At 34.9% G+C, this 13927-nt stretch carries 13 protein-coding genes; 5 read left to right on the top strand and 8 right to left on the bottom strand.

The features are described 5' to 3' along the window. Positions 1-55: 55 nt before the first annotated feature. A complete protein-coding gene (locus EGI22_RS22345; RefSeq protein ID WP_255070793.1) occupies positions 56-1285 on the bottom strand; it encodes a DEAD/DEAH box helicase in 1230 nt (409 codons plus the stop codon). Between the two features lie 125 nt (positions 1286-1410). Further along, the gene (locus tag EGI22_RS22350; RefSeq protein WP_255070794.1) at positions 1411-2430 is read right to left on the bottom strand and encodes a hypothetical protein; all 1020 of its coding nucleotides are present in this window, start codon (positions 2428-2430) and stop codon (positions 1411-1413) included. 439 nt (positions 2431-2869) lie between these two features. On the opposite strand from EGI22_RS22350, the gene EGI22_RS22355 reads away from it, so the two are divergent. Continuing rightward, entirely contained in the window at positions 2870-4063 is a 1194-nt protein-coding gene (locus tag EGI22_RS22355) for an ATP-binding protein (protein WP_255070795.1), read from the top strand. Positions 4064-4181: 118 nt separating this feature from the next. On the opposite strand, the gene EGI22_RS22360 is transcribed toward EGI22_RS22355, so the two are convergent. The 3 genes from EGI22_RS22360 to EGI22_RS22370 all read right to left on the bottom strand — a co-directional run bounded on the left by EGI22_RS22360 (position 4182) and on the right by EGI22_RS22370 (position 6609). Then, a complete protein-coding gene (locus EGI22_RS22360; protein ID WP_255070797.1) occupies positions 4182-4580 on the bottom strand; it encodes a Dabb family protein in 399 nt (132 codons plus the stop codon). A gap of 82 nt (positions 4581-4662) precedes the next feature. Then, a complete protein-coding gene (fbaA, locus tag EGI22_RS22365) occupies positions 4663-5745 on the bottom strand; it encodes a class II fructose-bisphosphate aldolase (RefSeq protein WP_255070798.1) in 1083 nt (360 codons plus the stop codon). 150 nt (positions 5746-5895) lie between these two features. Continuing rightward, on the bottom strand, positions 5896-6609 hold the full coding sequence (locus EGI22_RS22370; protein WP_255070800.1) for a DNA alkylation repair protein: 714 nt from the start codon (positions 6607-6609) through the stop codon (positions 5896-5898). A gap of 69 nt (positions 6610-6678) precedes the next feature. On the opposite strand from EGI22_RS22370, the gene EGI22_RS22375 reads away from it, so the two are divergent. The 4 genes from EGI22_RS22375 (at position 6679) to EGI22_RS22390 (ending at position 10026) form a co-directional block, all read left to right on the top strand. Beyond that, the gene (locus tag EGI22_RS22375) at positions 6679-7215 is read left to right on the top strand and encodes an NADPH-dependent FMN reductase (RefSeq protein ID WP_255070801.1); all 537 of its coding nucleotides are present in this window, start codon (positions 6679-6681) and stop codon (positions 7213-7215) included. Between the two features lie 94 nt (positions 7216-7309). Further along, positions 7310-8098 (top strand): DUF1080 domain-containing protein, encoded by a 789-nt coding sequence (locus EGI22_RS22380; RefSeq protein ID WP_255070803.1) that lies wholly within the window; start codon positions 7310-7312, stop codon positions 8096-8098. Between the two features lie 54 nt (positions 8099-8152). Beyond that, on the top strand, positions 8153-8986 hold the full coding sequence (gene prmC, locus EGI22_RS22385) for a peptide chain release factor N(5)-glutamine methyltransferase (protein WP_255070873.1): 834 nt from the start codon (positions 8153-8155) through the stop codon (positions 8984-8986). Positions 8987-9054: 68 nt separating this feature from the next. Continuing rightward, complete coding sequence (locus EGI22_RS22390; protein WP_255070805.1) at positions 9055-10026, top strand: MoxR family ATPase; 972 nt, start codon at positions 9055-9057, stop codon at positions 10024-10026. Positions 10027-10140: 114 nt separating this feature from the next. Here the strand turns inward: EGI22_RS22390 and hemB are convergent, their stop codons facing one another. The 3 genes from hemB to atpA all read right to left on the bottom strand — a co-directional run bounded on the left by hemB (position 10141) and on the right by atpA (position 13740). Then, positions 10141-11121 carry a porphobilinogen synthase gene (gene hemB / locus EGI22_RS22395; RefSeq protein ID WP_255070806.1) on the bottom strand — a complete coding sequence of 327 codons (981 nt, stop codon included), beginning with the start codon at positions 11119-11121 and terminating at the stop codon, positions 10141-10143. A 99-nt stretch (positions 11122-11220) separates the two neighbouring features. Further along, entirely contained in the window at positions 11221-12102 is an 882-nt protein-coding gene (gene atpG, locus EGI22_RS22400) for an ATP synthase F1 subunit gamma (protein WP_255070807.1), read from the bottom strand. A gap of 60 nt (positions 12103-12162) precedes the next feature. Next, entirely contained in the window at positions 12163-13740 is a 1578-nt protein-coding gene (gene atpA / locus EGI22_RS22405) for a F0F1 ATP synthase subunit alpha (protein WP_255070809.1), read from the bottom strand. Between the last annotated feature and the right edge of the window lie 187 nt (positions 13741-13927).

Consider the following 13927-nt stretch of genomic DNA (forward strand, 5'->3'; position numbering starts at 1 on the left):
AAATTTCATTTCTACGAAAACTTAGATTTTTAAAAAAGTTTCTTTTCGCAAAAAATCAAGCAGATGGCTTTCTTTTAAAAAACTTCTTTTTATTACCATTAAACGGCTTATTAAAGCTTTTTTTAGCGGATGACGCGGTGAATTCTGGAGCTGGACCTAAGCCTAAACTTTCTGTTATATTTTGTTTTTCAACCTCTCTTTCTAGCAGCTTTTCTATACTTGTTATTTTTCTTTGGTCTTTTTCGTTTATAAAAGTAAACGAAGTACCTGTAGTTTCAGCTCTTGCAGTTCTTCCAATTCTATGAATATAATCTTCAGCGTCACGAGGCACGTCGTAGTTGATTACCAAATTCAAATTATTGATATCTATCCCTCTTGAAAGTACATCTGTAGCTACTAAAATGTTGAAGTTTTTGTTCTTAAAACCTCTCAAATATTCTTCTCGCTCTTCTTGGCTATTATCTGACGAAATCCCCTTAGCTATAATTTTGGCCTTACCCAAAGCTCTGATAATCTGATTGATCATGGATTTTTGAGAAGAGAAAATTATTATAGTTAAGTTTTCTTTTCCTTTCAAAAGATGAATTAGTAAAGGTAACTTTTGGTGATCAGACGCCAAATAAAACTGTTGGTCAATGCCCACTGCTGGTTTAGATACTGCCAATTTTATCTCTTCCGGATTTTTCAAAATTTTGTTGGCAAAATCTCTGATTTTCTGAGGCATGGTAGCCGAAAACATCAAATTTTGGCGTTTTTCTGGCAAATGTTTAATCACATACAAGATATCATCCGAAAAACCCATGTCTAACATTTTATCAGCTTCGTCTAAAACCAAACATTTCAAATCGTCGAATTTCACATCTCCAGATTTCATGTGAGCCAATAACCTTCCAGGCGTGGCTATAATTATGTCAGCTCCGTCTACCAAAGCCTTTCTTTGTTGGTCCCAGTTTTCGCCTTTACCACCTCCATATATTGCCAAACTAGTCGCTCTTATAAAATAGCTAAAGCCCTCTATTTGTTCGTCAATTTGTTTTGCAAGCTCACGTGTAGGCACAAGTATTAGAGCTGTAATATGTTCATTTTTTGCCCTGATTATAAGATCAAGCAAAGGGATAAGATAAGCCGCCGTTTTTCCGGTTCCAGTTTGAGCTGACGCTATCAAATCTTTCCCTTCTAAAATCATCGGAATGGCCATCTCTTGTATAGGCGATGCCTGTAGGTAATTCATGGCGTCTATGCCGGCCAGTACATCTTCGTGTATATTGAGTTCGTTGAATTGCAATTATTTACTATTTAATATATTAGCTAAAGCCTTAATACTACAAATATAGTGCTAAGTGTCCAAAGAGCAATATTTATGGTTTTGAGAAAAGGTTGAGACTATGATTTTTTAAAGGAAACCAAGTCTCATTTTTTCTTTTTTGATTCAGCAAATCGTTTTTGAAGCAGAATTTTTTCTTTCTTGCTTGGGTATCCCGAATCTAACAAAAATTTAAAAGCAGACTCATCTGAATCTAAATTAAGATTAATCATCTCGGCTAAAGCTTTGGTTTTGTCTTTAGCATTATTATAATACTTCAAGCATATTTGATGCCCCATAAAGTAGCCAATATCTTTAACCTTTACACCTCCAAAGTCTTTATCTTGTTGCATAAACCATTGTTTCTGGTCACTATTCAGTGGCGTAAACATTTCTTCTTTAAACTTCTCCCATATCTCCTTTTCGTGCGATTTTCCAAAAACATATTGCGAACTGGGATTGTTTTCTTCCACCGTTTTACCATAAACTACTTCAGCTACATGGTCTGCATTTCCTTCCCAAAGGGCATTTGCCAAAATCTGCGTTAGTCTCATTGGCTTTTGGCTAAAAATAAGTTCTGCGTTTCTCATGATCCATTGTTGCGTATGCGTAAATTCATGCAAGACCATCATAACGGCCCAATCTGGCTTTTCATTGGCTAATAGTTCTGTTCCAATCAATAAATCTTTTCCAAGTGGCCTCCCGCCAACTTGCCCCTTGCCTATTACAAAAACCACATCACCGGCGGTCATTTGAGGATATATGCTTTTATATCGCAAAAACATCTTATCGATAATCGGTTTTTGATCAATTGCTGACAATGCCCATGGTCTTATTTTAGTAAGATGTTTGCTATTTTTTGAGATGTAACTTAAATAGGAATTTAAATATTGACTAGAGGTTTCGTTAAAAGCAGTTTTTTCAAATTCCATGAATTTTTTCATCCCTTCAGATGCTCTTTCAAAATAATATTTTTCTAAGAAATAACTTTGCTTTAATGTATCAGTTGAAACTCGAATACTATCAAAAGCTTGGTAAAAATTATTTAAATCTTCAGCATAAATATTTACCTGACCGAATGAATTTGTTGAAATAAATAGAGAAAATAACAGGATAAATTTCTTCATAAAAAATATTTTGGAAGCAAATATAGCATTAAGAAATAAAAATCAAAATGGAGACTGTTTAACAAAAAAATCCCTGTTTGTTTCTTTAAAAATAGCAGGATAACCAATTTCATAAAAAATCTCCTCGAATCTACTACATTTTATACATTCACATTTTCTGATAAGTAAACGTGGTCTTCTTTAAACTTCAAATGAATTGGGTGTATTATTAAAAATTCCTTCGTCTTTAGTTCAAATAGTAGCGATCCTATTATAAGGCCTTTTTTCGAAAAAATCCTTTTACTCATTTCACATTTTCATTCATTTTGCATTTTTAAAAATACATTTTTAGCTATTATTGTATTTTATAAAATACATTTATTAATTATTTTTGTATTTTTTACATTACACTTTGAAGCATTTTTTGTACTTTTGAAAATACAAAAATGCAAAATCAATTATGCAAGAGTTATTTGAAAGTCAAAATAGAGTATTAGAAAAGGTGAATTTAGACTTTAAACGTTCACTATTCGCTAAACTCCCTTGGGATGAGAGAGCCATCATGCTGATGGGAGCAAGAGGCACAGGTAAAAGCACCATTTTTCTACAATATCTCAAAGAAAACTTCAAAACCAATGAGGCACTTTATATTACCTTAGATGACATTTATTTCAAACAACATACATTGGTAGAAACAGCAAGAGATTTTCTTCAAAACGGCGGAAAATTGTTATTAATGGATGAAGTTCACAAATACCCAGATTGGAGCCGAGAAATAAAGAATATTTATGACTTGATGCCCAATTTGAAAATGTTGTTTACGGGCTCTTCAATCTTAGAACTCCAAAAATCAAACGCTGATTTGAGCAGGAGAGTTTTAAATTATTATTTACCCGAACTTTCGTTTAGAGAATTTTTAGGCATAAAATATGGCCAAAAATTACCAATATTCACTTTAGAAGAAATAATAAAAAACCATGCTGATATTTCAAAAGACTTAAATTCGAAAATAGAAAACCCACTGATGCTGTTTAAAGAGTATTTAAAATCAGGAGCTTATCCGTTTTTTATAGAAACTAATTTGGTAGACATAAGACTAAAGCAAACGGTGAACCTGATAATCGATACGGATATTCCGAATGCTATACCTGTAGAATTTTCGACACTTGGCCAGTTGAAAAAACTCCTTTACATAATTGCTCAGAGTGTGCCATTTAAACCAAATATTACGAAACTAGCAGAACAGGTTGGTACTACGAGGCCTAAATTGTACGAAATGTTAAAAATGCTGGAAGCAGCCAAATTGATTTACGGCCTATACCATAGTAGCACCAATATTACGGTATTGAACAAACCAGAAAAGATCTTTTTACACAATACCAACTTGTTGCATGTTTTCTCAGAAAACCAGCCTGAATTGGGAACTATAAGAGAAACGTTCTTTATAAACATGCTTGAAAGTGCGGGATACAAGGTAAATTATACCGAAAAAGGCGATTTCACGATCAACAACAAATGGACCTTTGAAGTAGGCGGAAGAAACAAAACCGCAAAACAAATTTCAGGAGTAAGCAATGCTTTTTTGGCTTTAGATGAGATCGAATATGGCTATGGGAATGGTGTGCCGTTGTGGTTGTTGGGTTTTATGTATTAGGAAGAAACAGTATCGACGCTCTCTCAGAGTACTCAATACGAGCAATGTAATTCAATTAAATAAGATAGGTCTAGTGTCAAACCAAAGAATATATAAAGACACTAGGTCAAAAAACAACTTACCTCCTAGGCCCCACAGCATCATAAACATTCACTTTTTCCCATAGATATGCATAATCTTCAATGAACTTTAAATGAATAGGATGCTTTTGGTAAATTTCTTCCTCTTCGATATTGTCGAAAAAACATAACCACGAAATAGCGTAATCTCTTACAATTACAGAGCGAGTTGTATTTGCTGCTTCTCCAATATTAAATAATTTAATCTGAGGAACTTTTGAAAGTTTCAATAAGCCTTCGGTGAGTTTAGCTCTGTTTTCTGGCTTATCTTCTTTCAAATAAAAAAATACATGATGAATAAAAAGGTCTTTGGATTTTGCTTGATTAGCTACTACTGAAGCGATTGGCAAAGCACTCAATACCGCTGCATTTTTTAAAAAGTCTCTTCTGTTTTTCATAAAGTACATTGAATAAATTTAAAAAAAATCCCCATTCCCTGATAAACAGAAGAAATGGGGAATTACTATTAGATTTCTATTTTTAGAACAATCCTTCGCAACGATTGATACAGTTCAAATCTTCGAAAGCTTCTTTTAATCTCGCGATCATAGACTCTTCACCTTTACGCAACCATACGCGTGGATCATAATATTTTTTGTTTGGAGAATCCGCACCTGAAGGATTACCTAACTGAGACTGAAGATATTCTTCATTTGCTTTGTAATATTTCAAAATACCTTCCCAAGTGCTCCATTGCATATCTGTATCGATGTTCATTTTTACGGCACCGTATTCTATCGCCTCTCTGATTTCTGCACGGCTAGAACCAGAACCTCCGTGGAATACGAAATTTACTGGCAATTCACCTGTTCCAAATTTCTCTTGGATATAATCTTGTGAGTTTTTCAAAATGATAGGCTGTAAAGAAACATTTCCTGGCTTGTAAACACCATGCACATTTCCAAATGCAGCAGCAACAGTAAAGTTTGGAGAAACACTACCCAATTCCTCATAAGCATAAGCTACTTCAGAAGGTTGTGTATATAATTTAGAGCTGTCAACGTCAGAGTTGTCAACGCCATCTTCTTCTCCACCAGTTACTCCTAATTCAATCTCAAGTGTCATGCCCATTTTGGCCATTCTTTCAAGATATTTTTTCGAGATTTCTATATTTTCTTCAATTGGCTCTTCAGACAAATCAATCATATGAGAGCTAAACAATGGAGCTCCAGTAGCCTCAAAATGTTTCTCACCAGCATCTAACAATCCGTCAATCCAAGGCAAAAGTTTTTTTGCACAGTGGTCAGTATGCAATACCACAGGCACGCCATAAGCTTCTGCCAATTGATGTACGTGCATTGCACCAGATATTGAACCTAAAATTGCGGCTTTTTGTCCTTCGTTTGAAAGACCTTTTCCTGCATAAAACACTCCTCCACCATTCGAAAACTGAACGATAACAGGCGAATTAACTGCCTTGGCAGTTTCTAATACTGCATTGATAGAATCTGTTCCGACAACATTTACCGCTGGAAGAGCATAGTTATTCTCATTTGCATGACGCAACAATTGGTTAAGGGCTTCTCCCGTAACAACACCTGGCTTGATCAAAGATTGACTCATAAATAAAATTTTAGAATTAAATTAAGATTTTCTTGTATTTTCGTCCGTTGAAGAGTGTAATAGTGATATTTTGATACAAAAATACGAAAAATTAACCTTTGAATATTATTAAAACTGTAAAAATAAATGTTTGAAGTAAAACAAAAGCTCCTATTTTCCTAAATTCAAAAACGATTTTCTCTCCATTTCCTCCATTTTTTCTATAGCATATCTAAGCATTGTTCTAGGCATAATTTTTATATTTTCTCTGATATAGAATTCAACCTTTTCTTTCCCGCCTTTTTGCCAAACCTCTCTTAGCATCCATCCTGTAGCTTTATGAATCAGATCATGTTTGTGATGAATCAAAATATCTGAGATTTTAAAGGTATCTGTAAAATTCCCTTTTCTTATAAAATAAAAGGTTGTGATTATTGAAATCCTTTCTGACCACAGATCACCACTTTTTGCGAGTTTATACAGTTTAGATTTGTCTGTTTTTTCATAAAAATAAGGGCCTAAAATGTGCATACATGAGCAATCAACTAAATCCCAATTGTTGACATATTTTAAATTTTTGAAATAAAATTCAACAAATCTCTCTATTTCATTTTCAGTTTTTGCCTTTTTAATTTGAAGTACCAAAATTGTTAAAGCCACAAATCTTACTTCATGAATTTGGTTTTCTATAAGCTTTTGCAAATCATCAAAAGTAGCTAAGTTTTTATAGTGTTTACTTATTTGGTGCGTTTCGGGATTGGTCAAACCTACAAAAACATCACCTTCACCATATTCGCCTTTTCCATTTTTAAAATATTTAGCTTTAGATTGGGCTTTGTCTGGATTTCCCAAAAAAAGTATATCTTTAAGTATAGTTTCGTACATATTTTAACGTTTTTAGAACCCTTTGGGCTAAAATTTGTTCATTAATAAATAGTAAAATTGAGAATATAAATGTCAAAAAACAAAATAGGAATCATAATTGGCACAAATAGAAACCTTGCTTTTTCCGAACAAATAGCTGCATATTATCAAAAACAACTCGAAGAAAAAGATTTTGAAACTGAGAAAATCAACTTAAAAGACCTTCCTGCAGATTTTGCTTTTACAGCTCTATATGAAAACGCTGGCAAAAACCCAGAATTTCAAAAATTCCAAACTGTGTTAGATACGCTTGACAAAATAATTTTTATAGTTCCTGAGTACAATGGCTCATACCCAGGCGTGGTGAAAACTTGGATAGATGGCTTGAGGCATCCTGACAGTTTGAGCTATAAAAAAATTGCTTTGGTTGGCCTTTCTTCTGGCATGTTGGGAAACGCTGTAGGTCTAAGTCACTTGAGCGATGTTTTAAGCTATCTCAATGCCAATGTTTTAGGTTTAAGGATAAAATTGGGTAATATTTCGCAACACTTTTCAGAGGGTAAATTTACCAACGAAACATATAGACAGTTTGTAGATAAACAAATAAAACTATTTATTGATTTTTAAAAATAAGAACTAAAAATCCACGAAAAAATATTAAAATTTCAATTAACGGATTTTTATTATAATTTTGGATATAATTATAACCTTACATACGAAAATGAAAAAACAGATATTCGTTCAAGCATTGTCATTATTGTTCATAGGGAGTTTTGCTTCTGCTCAAAACGCTTACCCAAGCACACCGCCTGCGGTTTCGCCTATGCCAATGAAACCAGAAATGACAGAGATTTGGGATCCAGAAGTGAGGGTAGTAACCCCCGCTAAAAAACTCGGAGATGCACCTTCAGATGCAATAATATTGTTTGATGGTAAAAACCTAGATCAGTGGGTAAGCCAACTGGACATTACAAAACCTGCACCTTGGAAAATAGTAGACAATGACCACATGGAAGTAGTGCCTAAAAGTGGTGGTATACAAACAAAAATGAAGTTTGGAGATTGCCAAATTCACATTGAATTCAGTGCTCCGGATGTGGTAGAAAACGCGGGTCAAGGAAGAGGAAACAGTGGTCTTTTCTTACAAAACAGATACGAACTTCAAATATTAGATTCTTACAATAACAGAACTTACGCCAACGGCCAAGCTGGAAGTATATACAAAGACGTGCCTCCATTGGTTAATGCTATGCGTAGCCCTTTAGAATGGAATACTTATGATGTTATCTATACTGCAGTGAGATTTAAACCAGACGGTAGAGTTGATTCTCCAGCTAGAATTACTGTTTTGCACAATGGAGTTTTGGTTCAAAACAATACCACGATTGCTGGATTGACAAATTACATTGGATTGCATTTTTATCCTGCGGCTCATGGCGAGGACGTAATATCTCTTCAAGATCACAATAACAAAACACAATTCAGAAATATCTGGATTAGAAGATTGTAAAAGAACTAATTTTATATTTAAAAGGGAGAGCTAAAACTCTTCCTTTTTTTGTTTATGCTAGACCTAAAAACAGAATATCAAAAAATTTGTGAAGCTTTAAAAGTTTATGATAAAGAAGAGGCAAAGGAAATTGCATTTCTTTTATTAAATCATCTTTTGGGCATTTCGAAAAACGATATTATTACTTCTAAAACTGTAAAAGAGGCCGAAATGAAAGATTTGGGCACTTATATTGAACGTCTAAACAATTGGGAACCTCTTCAATATATCACAAACAAAACATGGTTTTTTGAGCATGATTTTTTTGTTGACCAAAATGTTTTAATTCCTAGACCAGAAACAGAAGAACTCGTGAGTTTAGCGATTGCTCTAAAACCTAAAACAGTGTTAGATTTAGGTACTGGGAGCGGATGTATTCCAATAAGTATAGCTTTGACTTTAGAGAACTCACGAGTTTTCGCTATAGATATTTCTGAAAATGCTTTGAAAGTAGCTCAAAAAAATACTTCAAACTTAAATGCAAATGTAAAATTTGAAAAAGCCAGCATACTTGATTTCGAAAATCCATTTGATACAGCAGAATTTGATTTAATAATCAGCAATCCACCTTATGTAAAAGAAAATGAGAAACCAGAAATTAGACAAAATGTATTGAACTTCGAGCCACATTTGGCACTTTTTGTTACGGACAATGACCCATTGATTTTTTATAAAAAAATAGCTGAAATCGGTTTGAAACATTTAAAGCAAAACGGCTGTATTTTAGTAGAAATAAACACCTATTTAGGCCCAGAAACTTGTGAGGTTTTTCGAAATGCCGGCTTTAGCAAAGTAGAATTGATTAAGGATTTTTTTGAAAAAGATAGAATGATTCGTGTAAATAGGTAATCGAAATAGAAAAAAGCTCCATGCTTTAAATTTTTATAATTAAATTCACGTTTCAGACGAATTCCCAGATGAACAAAATAGATAATTTATATAAAAAAATTGAAGATGTATTGACCGAAGTACACAAAGTGGTAATTGGTCAAGAATATCTTATCAATAGACTTTTAATTGGGCTTTTTACAGATGGCCATATCCTATTAGAAGGTGTGCCCGGCCTAGCTAAAACAAAAACAGTAAATACACTTGCCAAGGTTTTAGACTTAGGATTTAGAAGAGTGCAGTTTACACCCGACTTGCTACCCTCAGACTTGATAGGGACTATGATTTACAATCAAAAATCGGGTGATTTTGAAGTAAAAAAAGGGCCAATCTTTGCAAATTTAATCCTTGCTGACGAAGTAAACCGTGCTCCAGCTAAAGTTCAGTCTGCTTTATTGGAGGCAATGGCCGAGAAACAAATTACGATTGGCGAAGAGTCTTTTCAGTTAGACCCTCCATTTTTAGTAATGGCCACACAAAACCCTGTGGAGCAAGAAGGAACTTATCCTCTACCAGAAGCCCAAGTGGATAGATTTATGATGAAGATTTTCGTCGACTATCTTGACAAGAAATCTGAACTTGAAATGATACGCAAAGTCGCTGATTTAGATTTTAAAGAATCCGTAAAGTCTGTTTTAGGGAAAAATGACATTCTTGAAATAAAAAAACTCATAAACGGAATTACGATTTCAGATATGTTGGAGAGATATATTGTAGAATTGGTTTTTGCTACTAGGAATCCAGAAGAATATGGGCTAAAAGAAGAGGCAAAATATATTCAATTTGGGGTTTCACCGAGAGCTGGAATTGCAATACATAAAGCCTCAAAAGCTTTAGCTTTTTTTGACAAAAGAGATTATGTTTTACCAGAAGACATCAAAGCAGTAGTTAGCGATGTATTCAACCACAGAATCATATTGAACTATGAAGCTGAAGCTGACGGAATAAATACCCGCCAGATCATAGATGCAATATTAAAGAAAGTGGCGATTGGAGGATGAGTTGATTGATTCGATTTTAGATTGATTTGATTTTAGATTGACGATTGATTCGATTAATTGGATTGGGGTTTGGTTAAATTGGGCTTCAGTTTTTTCTTGAAAAAAAGAAGGTTTTCACTCATTCAACAAAACGGCCACTTCTTTAGCGAAATAACTCAGAATAATATCTGCTCCAGCCCTTTTCATACTTAGTAACATTTCCATCATGGCTTTTTCACCATCTATCCATCCGTTTTGAGCGGCGGCCTTTATCATTGCATATTCCCCTGAAACATTATAGGCTGAAATTGGAATATTAAAATTATCTTTTAAAGCTTTTATTACATCCAAATAACTAAATGCTGGCTTAACCATCATAATGTCGGCTCCTTCTTCAAAGTCTAATTGAGCCTCTAAAATGGCCTCCTTAACGTTAGCGGGATTCATTTGGTAGGTTTTCTTATCGCCAAACTTTGGAGCAGATTCTAAGGCATCTCTGAAAGGCCCATAAAATGCACTTGCGTATTTGGCTGTATAAGCCATTATGCTGACATCCGTAAAACCTTCGCTGTCTAATCCTCTCCTTATCGCTCCTATTCTGCCATCCATCATGTCTGAAGGTCCGATAATATCAGCTCCTGCTTTTGCTTGAGCGATGGACATTTTTGTTAAAATCTCTACAGTTTCATCGTTTAAAATCTTTCCATTTTCAACCACACCATCATGACCATCTGAGCTATACGGATCCAATGCCACATCTGTCATAAGCACTATATCTGGAAACTTGGATTTTATTTCCGACAATGCTTTTAAATATAGCGTGTCTTTTACTAAACTTTCAGAGCCATATTTGTCTTTTTTGGCTTCGGGATAATTTGGAAATAAACAGATCGATCTAATACCCAATGAATGAATTTCAGCAATTTCGTGTAAAAGCGTATCTAAACTAAACCTAAAAATACCTGGCATTGATTTTATCGCAATTTTTGCTCCGCTACCTTCTTGAACAAACATCGGAAAAATAAAATCATTTAATGTCAAGGTATTTTCTTCAACCAAAGCTCGCATAGCGGCCGTTTGTCTATTTCTTCTCGGACGTCTGTTTAGAATCTGCATAAATTTTTCGTTTTCACAAAGGTACTGTTTAGCATTTTAGGAATAAAAAAAACGCCTTGAAATTAATCAAGACGTTTTTCAAAAAGTTTATTTTTAACCTTAAGCTTTTAAAGCCTCTGCACCACCAACAATCTCCAAGATTTCCTTGGTAATAGCTGCCTGACGCGATCGGTTGTATTCAATTTTCAATGCTTTTAATAGATCTCCGCCATTTTCTGTGGCTTTATCCATCGCTGTCATTCTAGCTCCATGCTCAGAGGCATTTGAATCTAAAATGGCTTTGAAAATTGTTAATTTTATTGCTTTAGGTATCAATTCAAGAATAATCTCCTCTTCAGATGGCTCAAAGATATAATCTACATTTGCAGTTTTTGTGTCACTACTTTCATCACTTACTAAAGGAAGAATTTTTTCCGTTTTTAGTATTTGAGTAGCAACGTTTTTAAACTCATTGTAAACTACAACTACTTCATCATATAGTCCTTCGGCATACGCAGCCATAACTTTTTCAGCAGCCTCTTTTGCTGTGTCAAAGCTTAACCTTGTGAAAATATCCGTGAACTCATTATCAACTTTAATTCCTCTTCTTGTAAAAGCCTCGCTACCTTTTTTACCAAAAGACAAAACCGAAACATTTCCTTTTGCCAACTGCGAAGAGTAGTTATCATTGATATAAGTAAGAGCGGTTTTGATAATGTTCGAATTAAAAGCTCCACACAGACCTCTATCTGATGTTACCATTACTATCAAAACATTATTCACCTCTCTTACTTGAGTATATGGGCTAGAGCCTCCAACTTCAGTTCCTTGCGAAACTTGTGCTATAAGTTCGTTCAACTTTTTAGCATAAGGACGCATTTGAATAATACGATCTTGGGCTCTTCTCAACTTTGCAGCCGCTACCATTTTCATGGCTTTGGTAATTTGCATTGTAGAGTTAACCGAGGTTATTCTATTTCTTACTTCTTTTAATGAAGCCATTTTCTCTAATTATGATTTACGATTTGCGATTTTAGATTAACTAAAAACCCTTATCAAAAATTAAGCGTACTTCTTAGCCAAGTCTTTTCCGAAAGATATGATATAATCTGTATCTTCTTTTTCCATTTTACCTTTGGCCAAGTTTTCAAGTATTTCTGGCTTTGTATGTCTCAAAAGCGTCAAGAACTCTGATTCGTATTCTTTTACTTTTGTTACTGGTACTAAGTCCATAATACCATTTATAGATCCAAAGATTATAGCAACCTGATCTCCAACCGAAGATGGCGAATACTGTCCTTGTTTCAAAATCTCTTGGTTTCTACGTCCACGCTCAATTACCAATTTGGTTGCAGCATCTAAGTCAGAGCCAAATTTCGAGAATGCTTCAAGCTCTCTAAACTGGGCTTGGTCAAGCTTCAATGTACCCGCAACTTTCTTCATCGACTTGATCTGAGCATTACCACCCACTCGCGATACCGAAATACCCACGTTGATTGCAGGACGGATACCCGCGTTAAACAAGTTAGACTCCAAAAATATCTGTCCGTCGGTAATAGAAATTACGTTTGTAGGAATATATGCCGACACGTCACCCGCCTGAGTTTCAATGATTGGCAATGCTGTCAATGATCCACCACCTTTAACTTTTCCTACCAATGAAGGCGGAAGGTCGTTCATCGCTTGAGCAATTTTATCTGATTGGTTGATTTTAGCAGCACGCTCCAACAATCTTGAGTGAAGGTAAAATACGTCTCCTGGATATGCCTCACGACCTGGTGGACGACGAAGCAATAGAGATACCTCACGATAAGCAACTGCTTGTTTAGACAAATCATCATATATAACTAAAGCTGGACGACCAGTATCTCTGAAATACTCTCCAATAGCAGCACCTGTAAAAGGAGCAAAGAATTGCATTGGTGAAGGATCAGAAGCTCCAGCGTTAACGATCACAGTGTAATCCATAGCTCCGTAACGTCTCAAAGTTTGTTCTACAGCTTTCACTGTTGAGTTCTTTTGACCACAAGCTACATATATACAATAAACTGGCTCTCCTTTATCAAAAAATTCTTTTTGGTTGATAATTGTATCAATACAAACGGCAGTTTTACCTGTTTGACGGTCACCAATAACCAACTCCCTTTGACCACGACCAATCGGAATCATCGCGTCAATCGCCTTGATACCTGTTTGAAGAGGCTCAGTAACTGGCTGACGATAGATAACACCAGGTGCTTTTCTTTCCAATGGCATCTCGAAAGTCTCGCCTTGAATAGGACCGTGTCCATCAATTGGCTCGGCAAGGGTGTTAACAACACGTCCGATGATACCTTCACCTACTTTTACAGAGGCGATTTCTCCAGTACGTTTTGCTACTGCACCTTCTTTGATTCCAGCCGAGTCACCTAATAATACGGCTCCTACGTTGTCTTCTTCAAGGTTAAGTGCAAGTCCTTTTAGTCCGTTTTCGAAAACGATAAGTTCTCCTTGTTGTACTTTTGAAAGTCCATAAATACGTGCAACTCCATCACCTATTTGGAGTACCGTACCTACTTCTTCTAATTCTGCTTCGGTTTTTGCACCCGCCAATTGCTCACGCAAAATTGCCGAAACTTCATCTGGTCTAACTGATGCCATGCTCATTATAATTGTTAATTTAAGTCTTTTTAAAACATATTTTTAGAGAAAGGACTCTAAAAAGGGTAGTTTTTCGGGTGCGAAATAACGAAAAAAATTTCATAATTCCGATATAAAAGCAAAAAAAAGTATTAAAAGGTTGGATTATTCAAGGATTAAAGATTTTTAATATAAGTAAAAGAATAAT

It is taken from the genome of Lacihabitans sp. LS3-19 (assembly GCF_024343575.1).
Classification (GTDB): domain Bacteria; phylum Bacteroidota; class Bacteroidia; order Cytophagales; family Spirosomataceae; genus Leadbetterella.

Bases quoted from the DNA above. Each gene is read 5' to 3' on its own strand.
- EGI22_RS22350 (WP_255070794.1), bottom strand. From the start codon at position 2,430: ATGAAGAAATTTATCCTGTTATTTTCTCTATTTATTTCAACAAATTCA.
- EGI22_RS22355 (WP_255070795.1), top strand. From the start codon at position 2,870: ATGCAAGAGTTATTTGAAAGTCAAAATAGAGTATTAGAAAAGGTGAAT.
- EGI22_RS22360 (WP_255070797.1), bottom strand. From the start codon at position 4,580: ATGAAAAACAGAAGAGACTTTTTAAAAAATGCAGCGGTATTGAGTGCT.
- fbaA (WP_255070798.1), bottom strand. From the start codon at position 5,745: ATGAGTCAATCTTTGATCAAGCCAGGTGTTGTTACGGGAGAAGCCCTT.
- EGI22_RS22370 (WP_255070800.1), bottom strand. From the start codon at position 6,609: ATGTACGAAACTATACTTAAAGATATACTTTTTTTGGGAAATCCAGAC.
- EGI22_RS22375 (WP_255070801.1), top strand. From the start codon at position 6,679: ATGTCAAAAAACAAAATAGGAATCATAATTGGCACAAATAGAAACCTT.
- EGI22_RS22380 (WP_255070803.1), top strand. From the start codon at position 7,310: ATGAAAAAACAGATATTCGTTCAAGCATTGTCATTATTGTTCATAGGG.
- prmC (WP_255070873.1), top strand. From the start codon at position 8,153: ATGCTAGACCTAAAAACAGAATATCAAAAAATTTGTGAAGCTTTAAAA.
- EGI22_RS22390 (WP_255070805.1), top strand. From the start codon at position 9,055: ATGAACAAAATAGATAATTTATATAAAAAAATTGAAGATGTATTGACC.
- hemB (WP_255070806.1), bottom strand. From the start codon at position 11,121: ATGCAGATTCTAAACAGACGTCCGAGAAGAAATAGACAAACGGCCGCT.
- atpG (WP_255070807.1), bottom strand. From the start codon at position 12,102: ATGGCTTCATTAAAAGAAGTAAGAAATAGAATAACCTCGGTTAACTCT.
- atpA (WP_255070809.1), bottom strand. From the start codon at position 13,740: ATGGCATCAGTTAGACCAGATGAAGTTTCGGCAATTTTGCGTGAGCAA.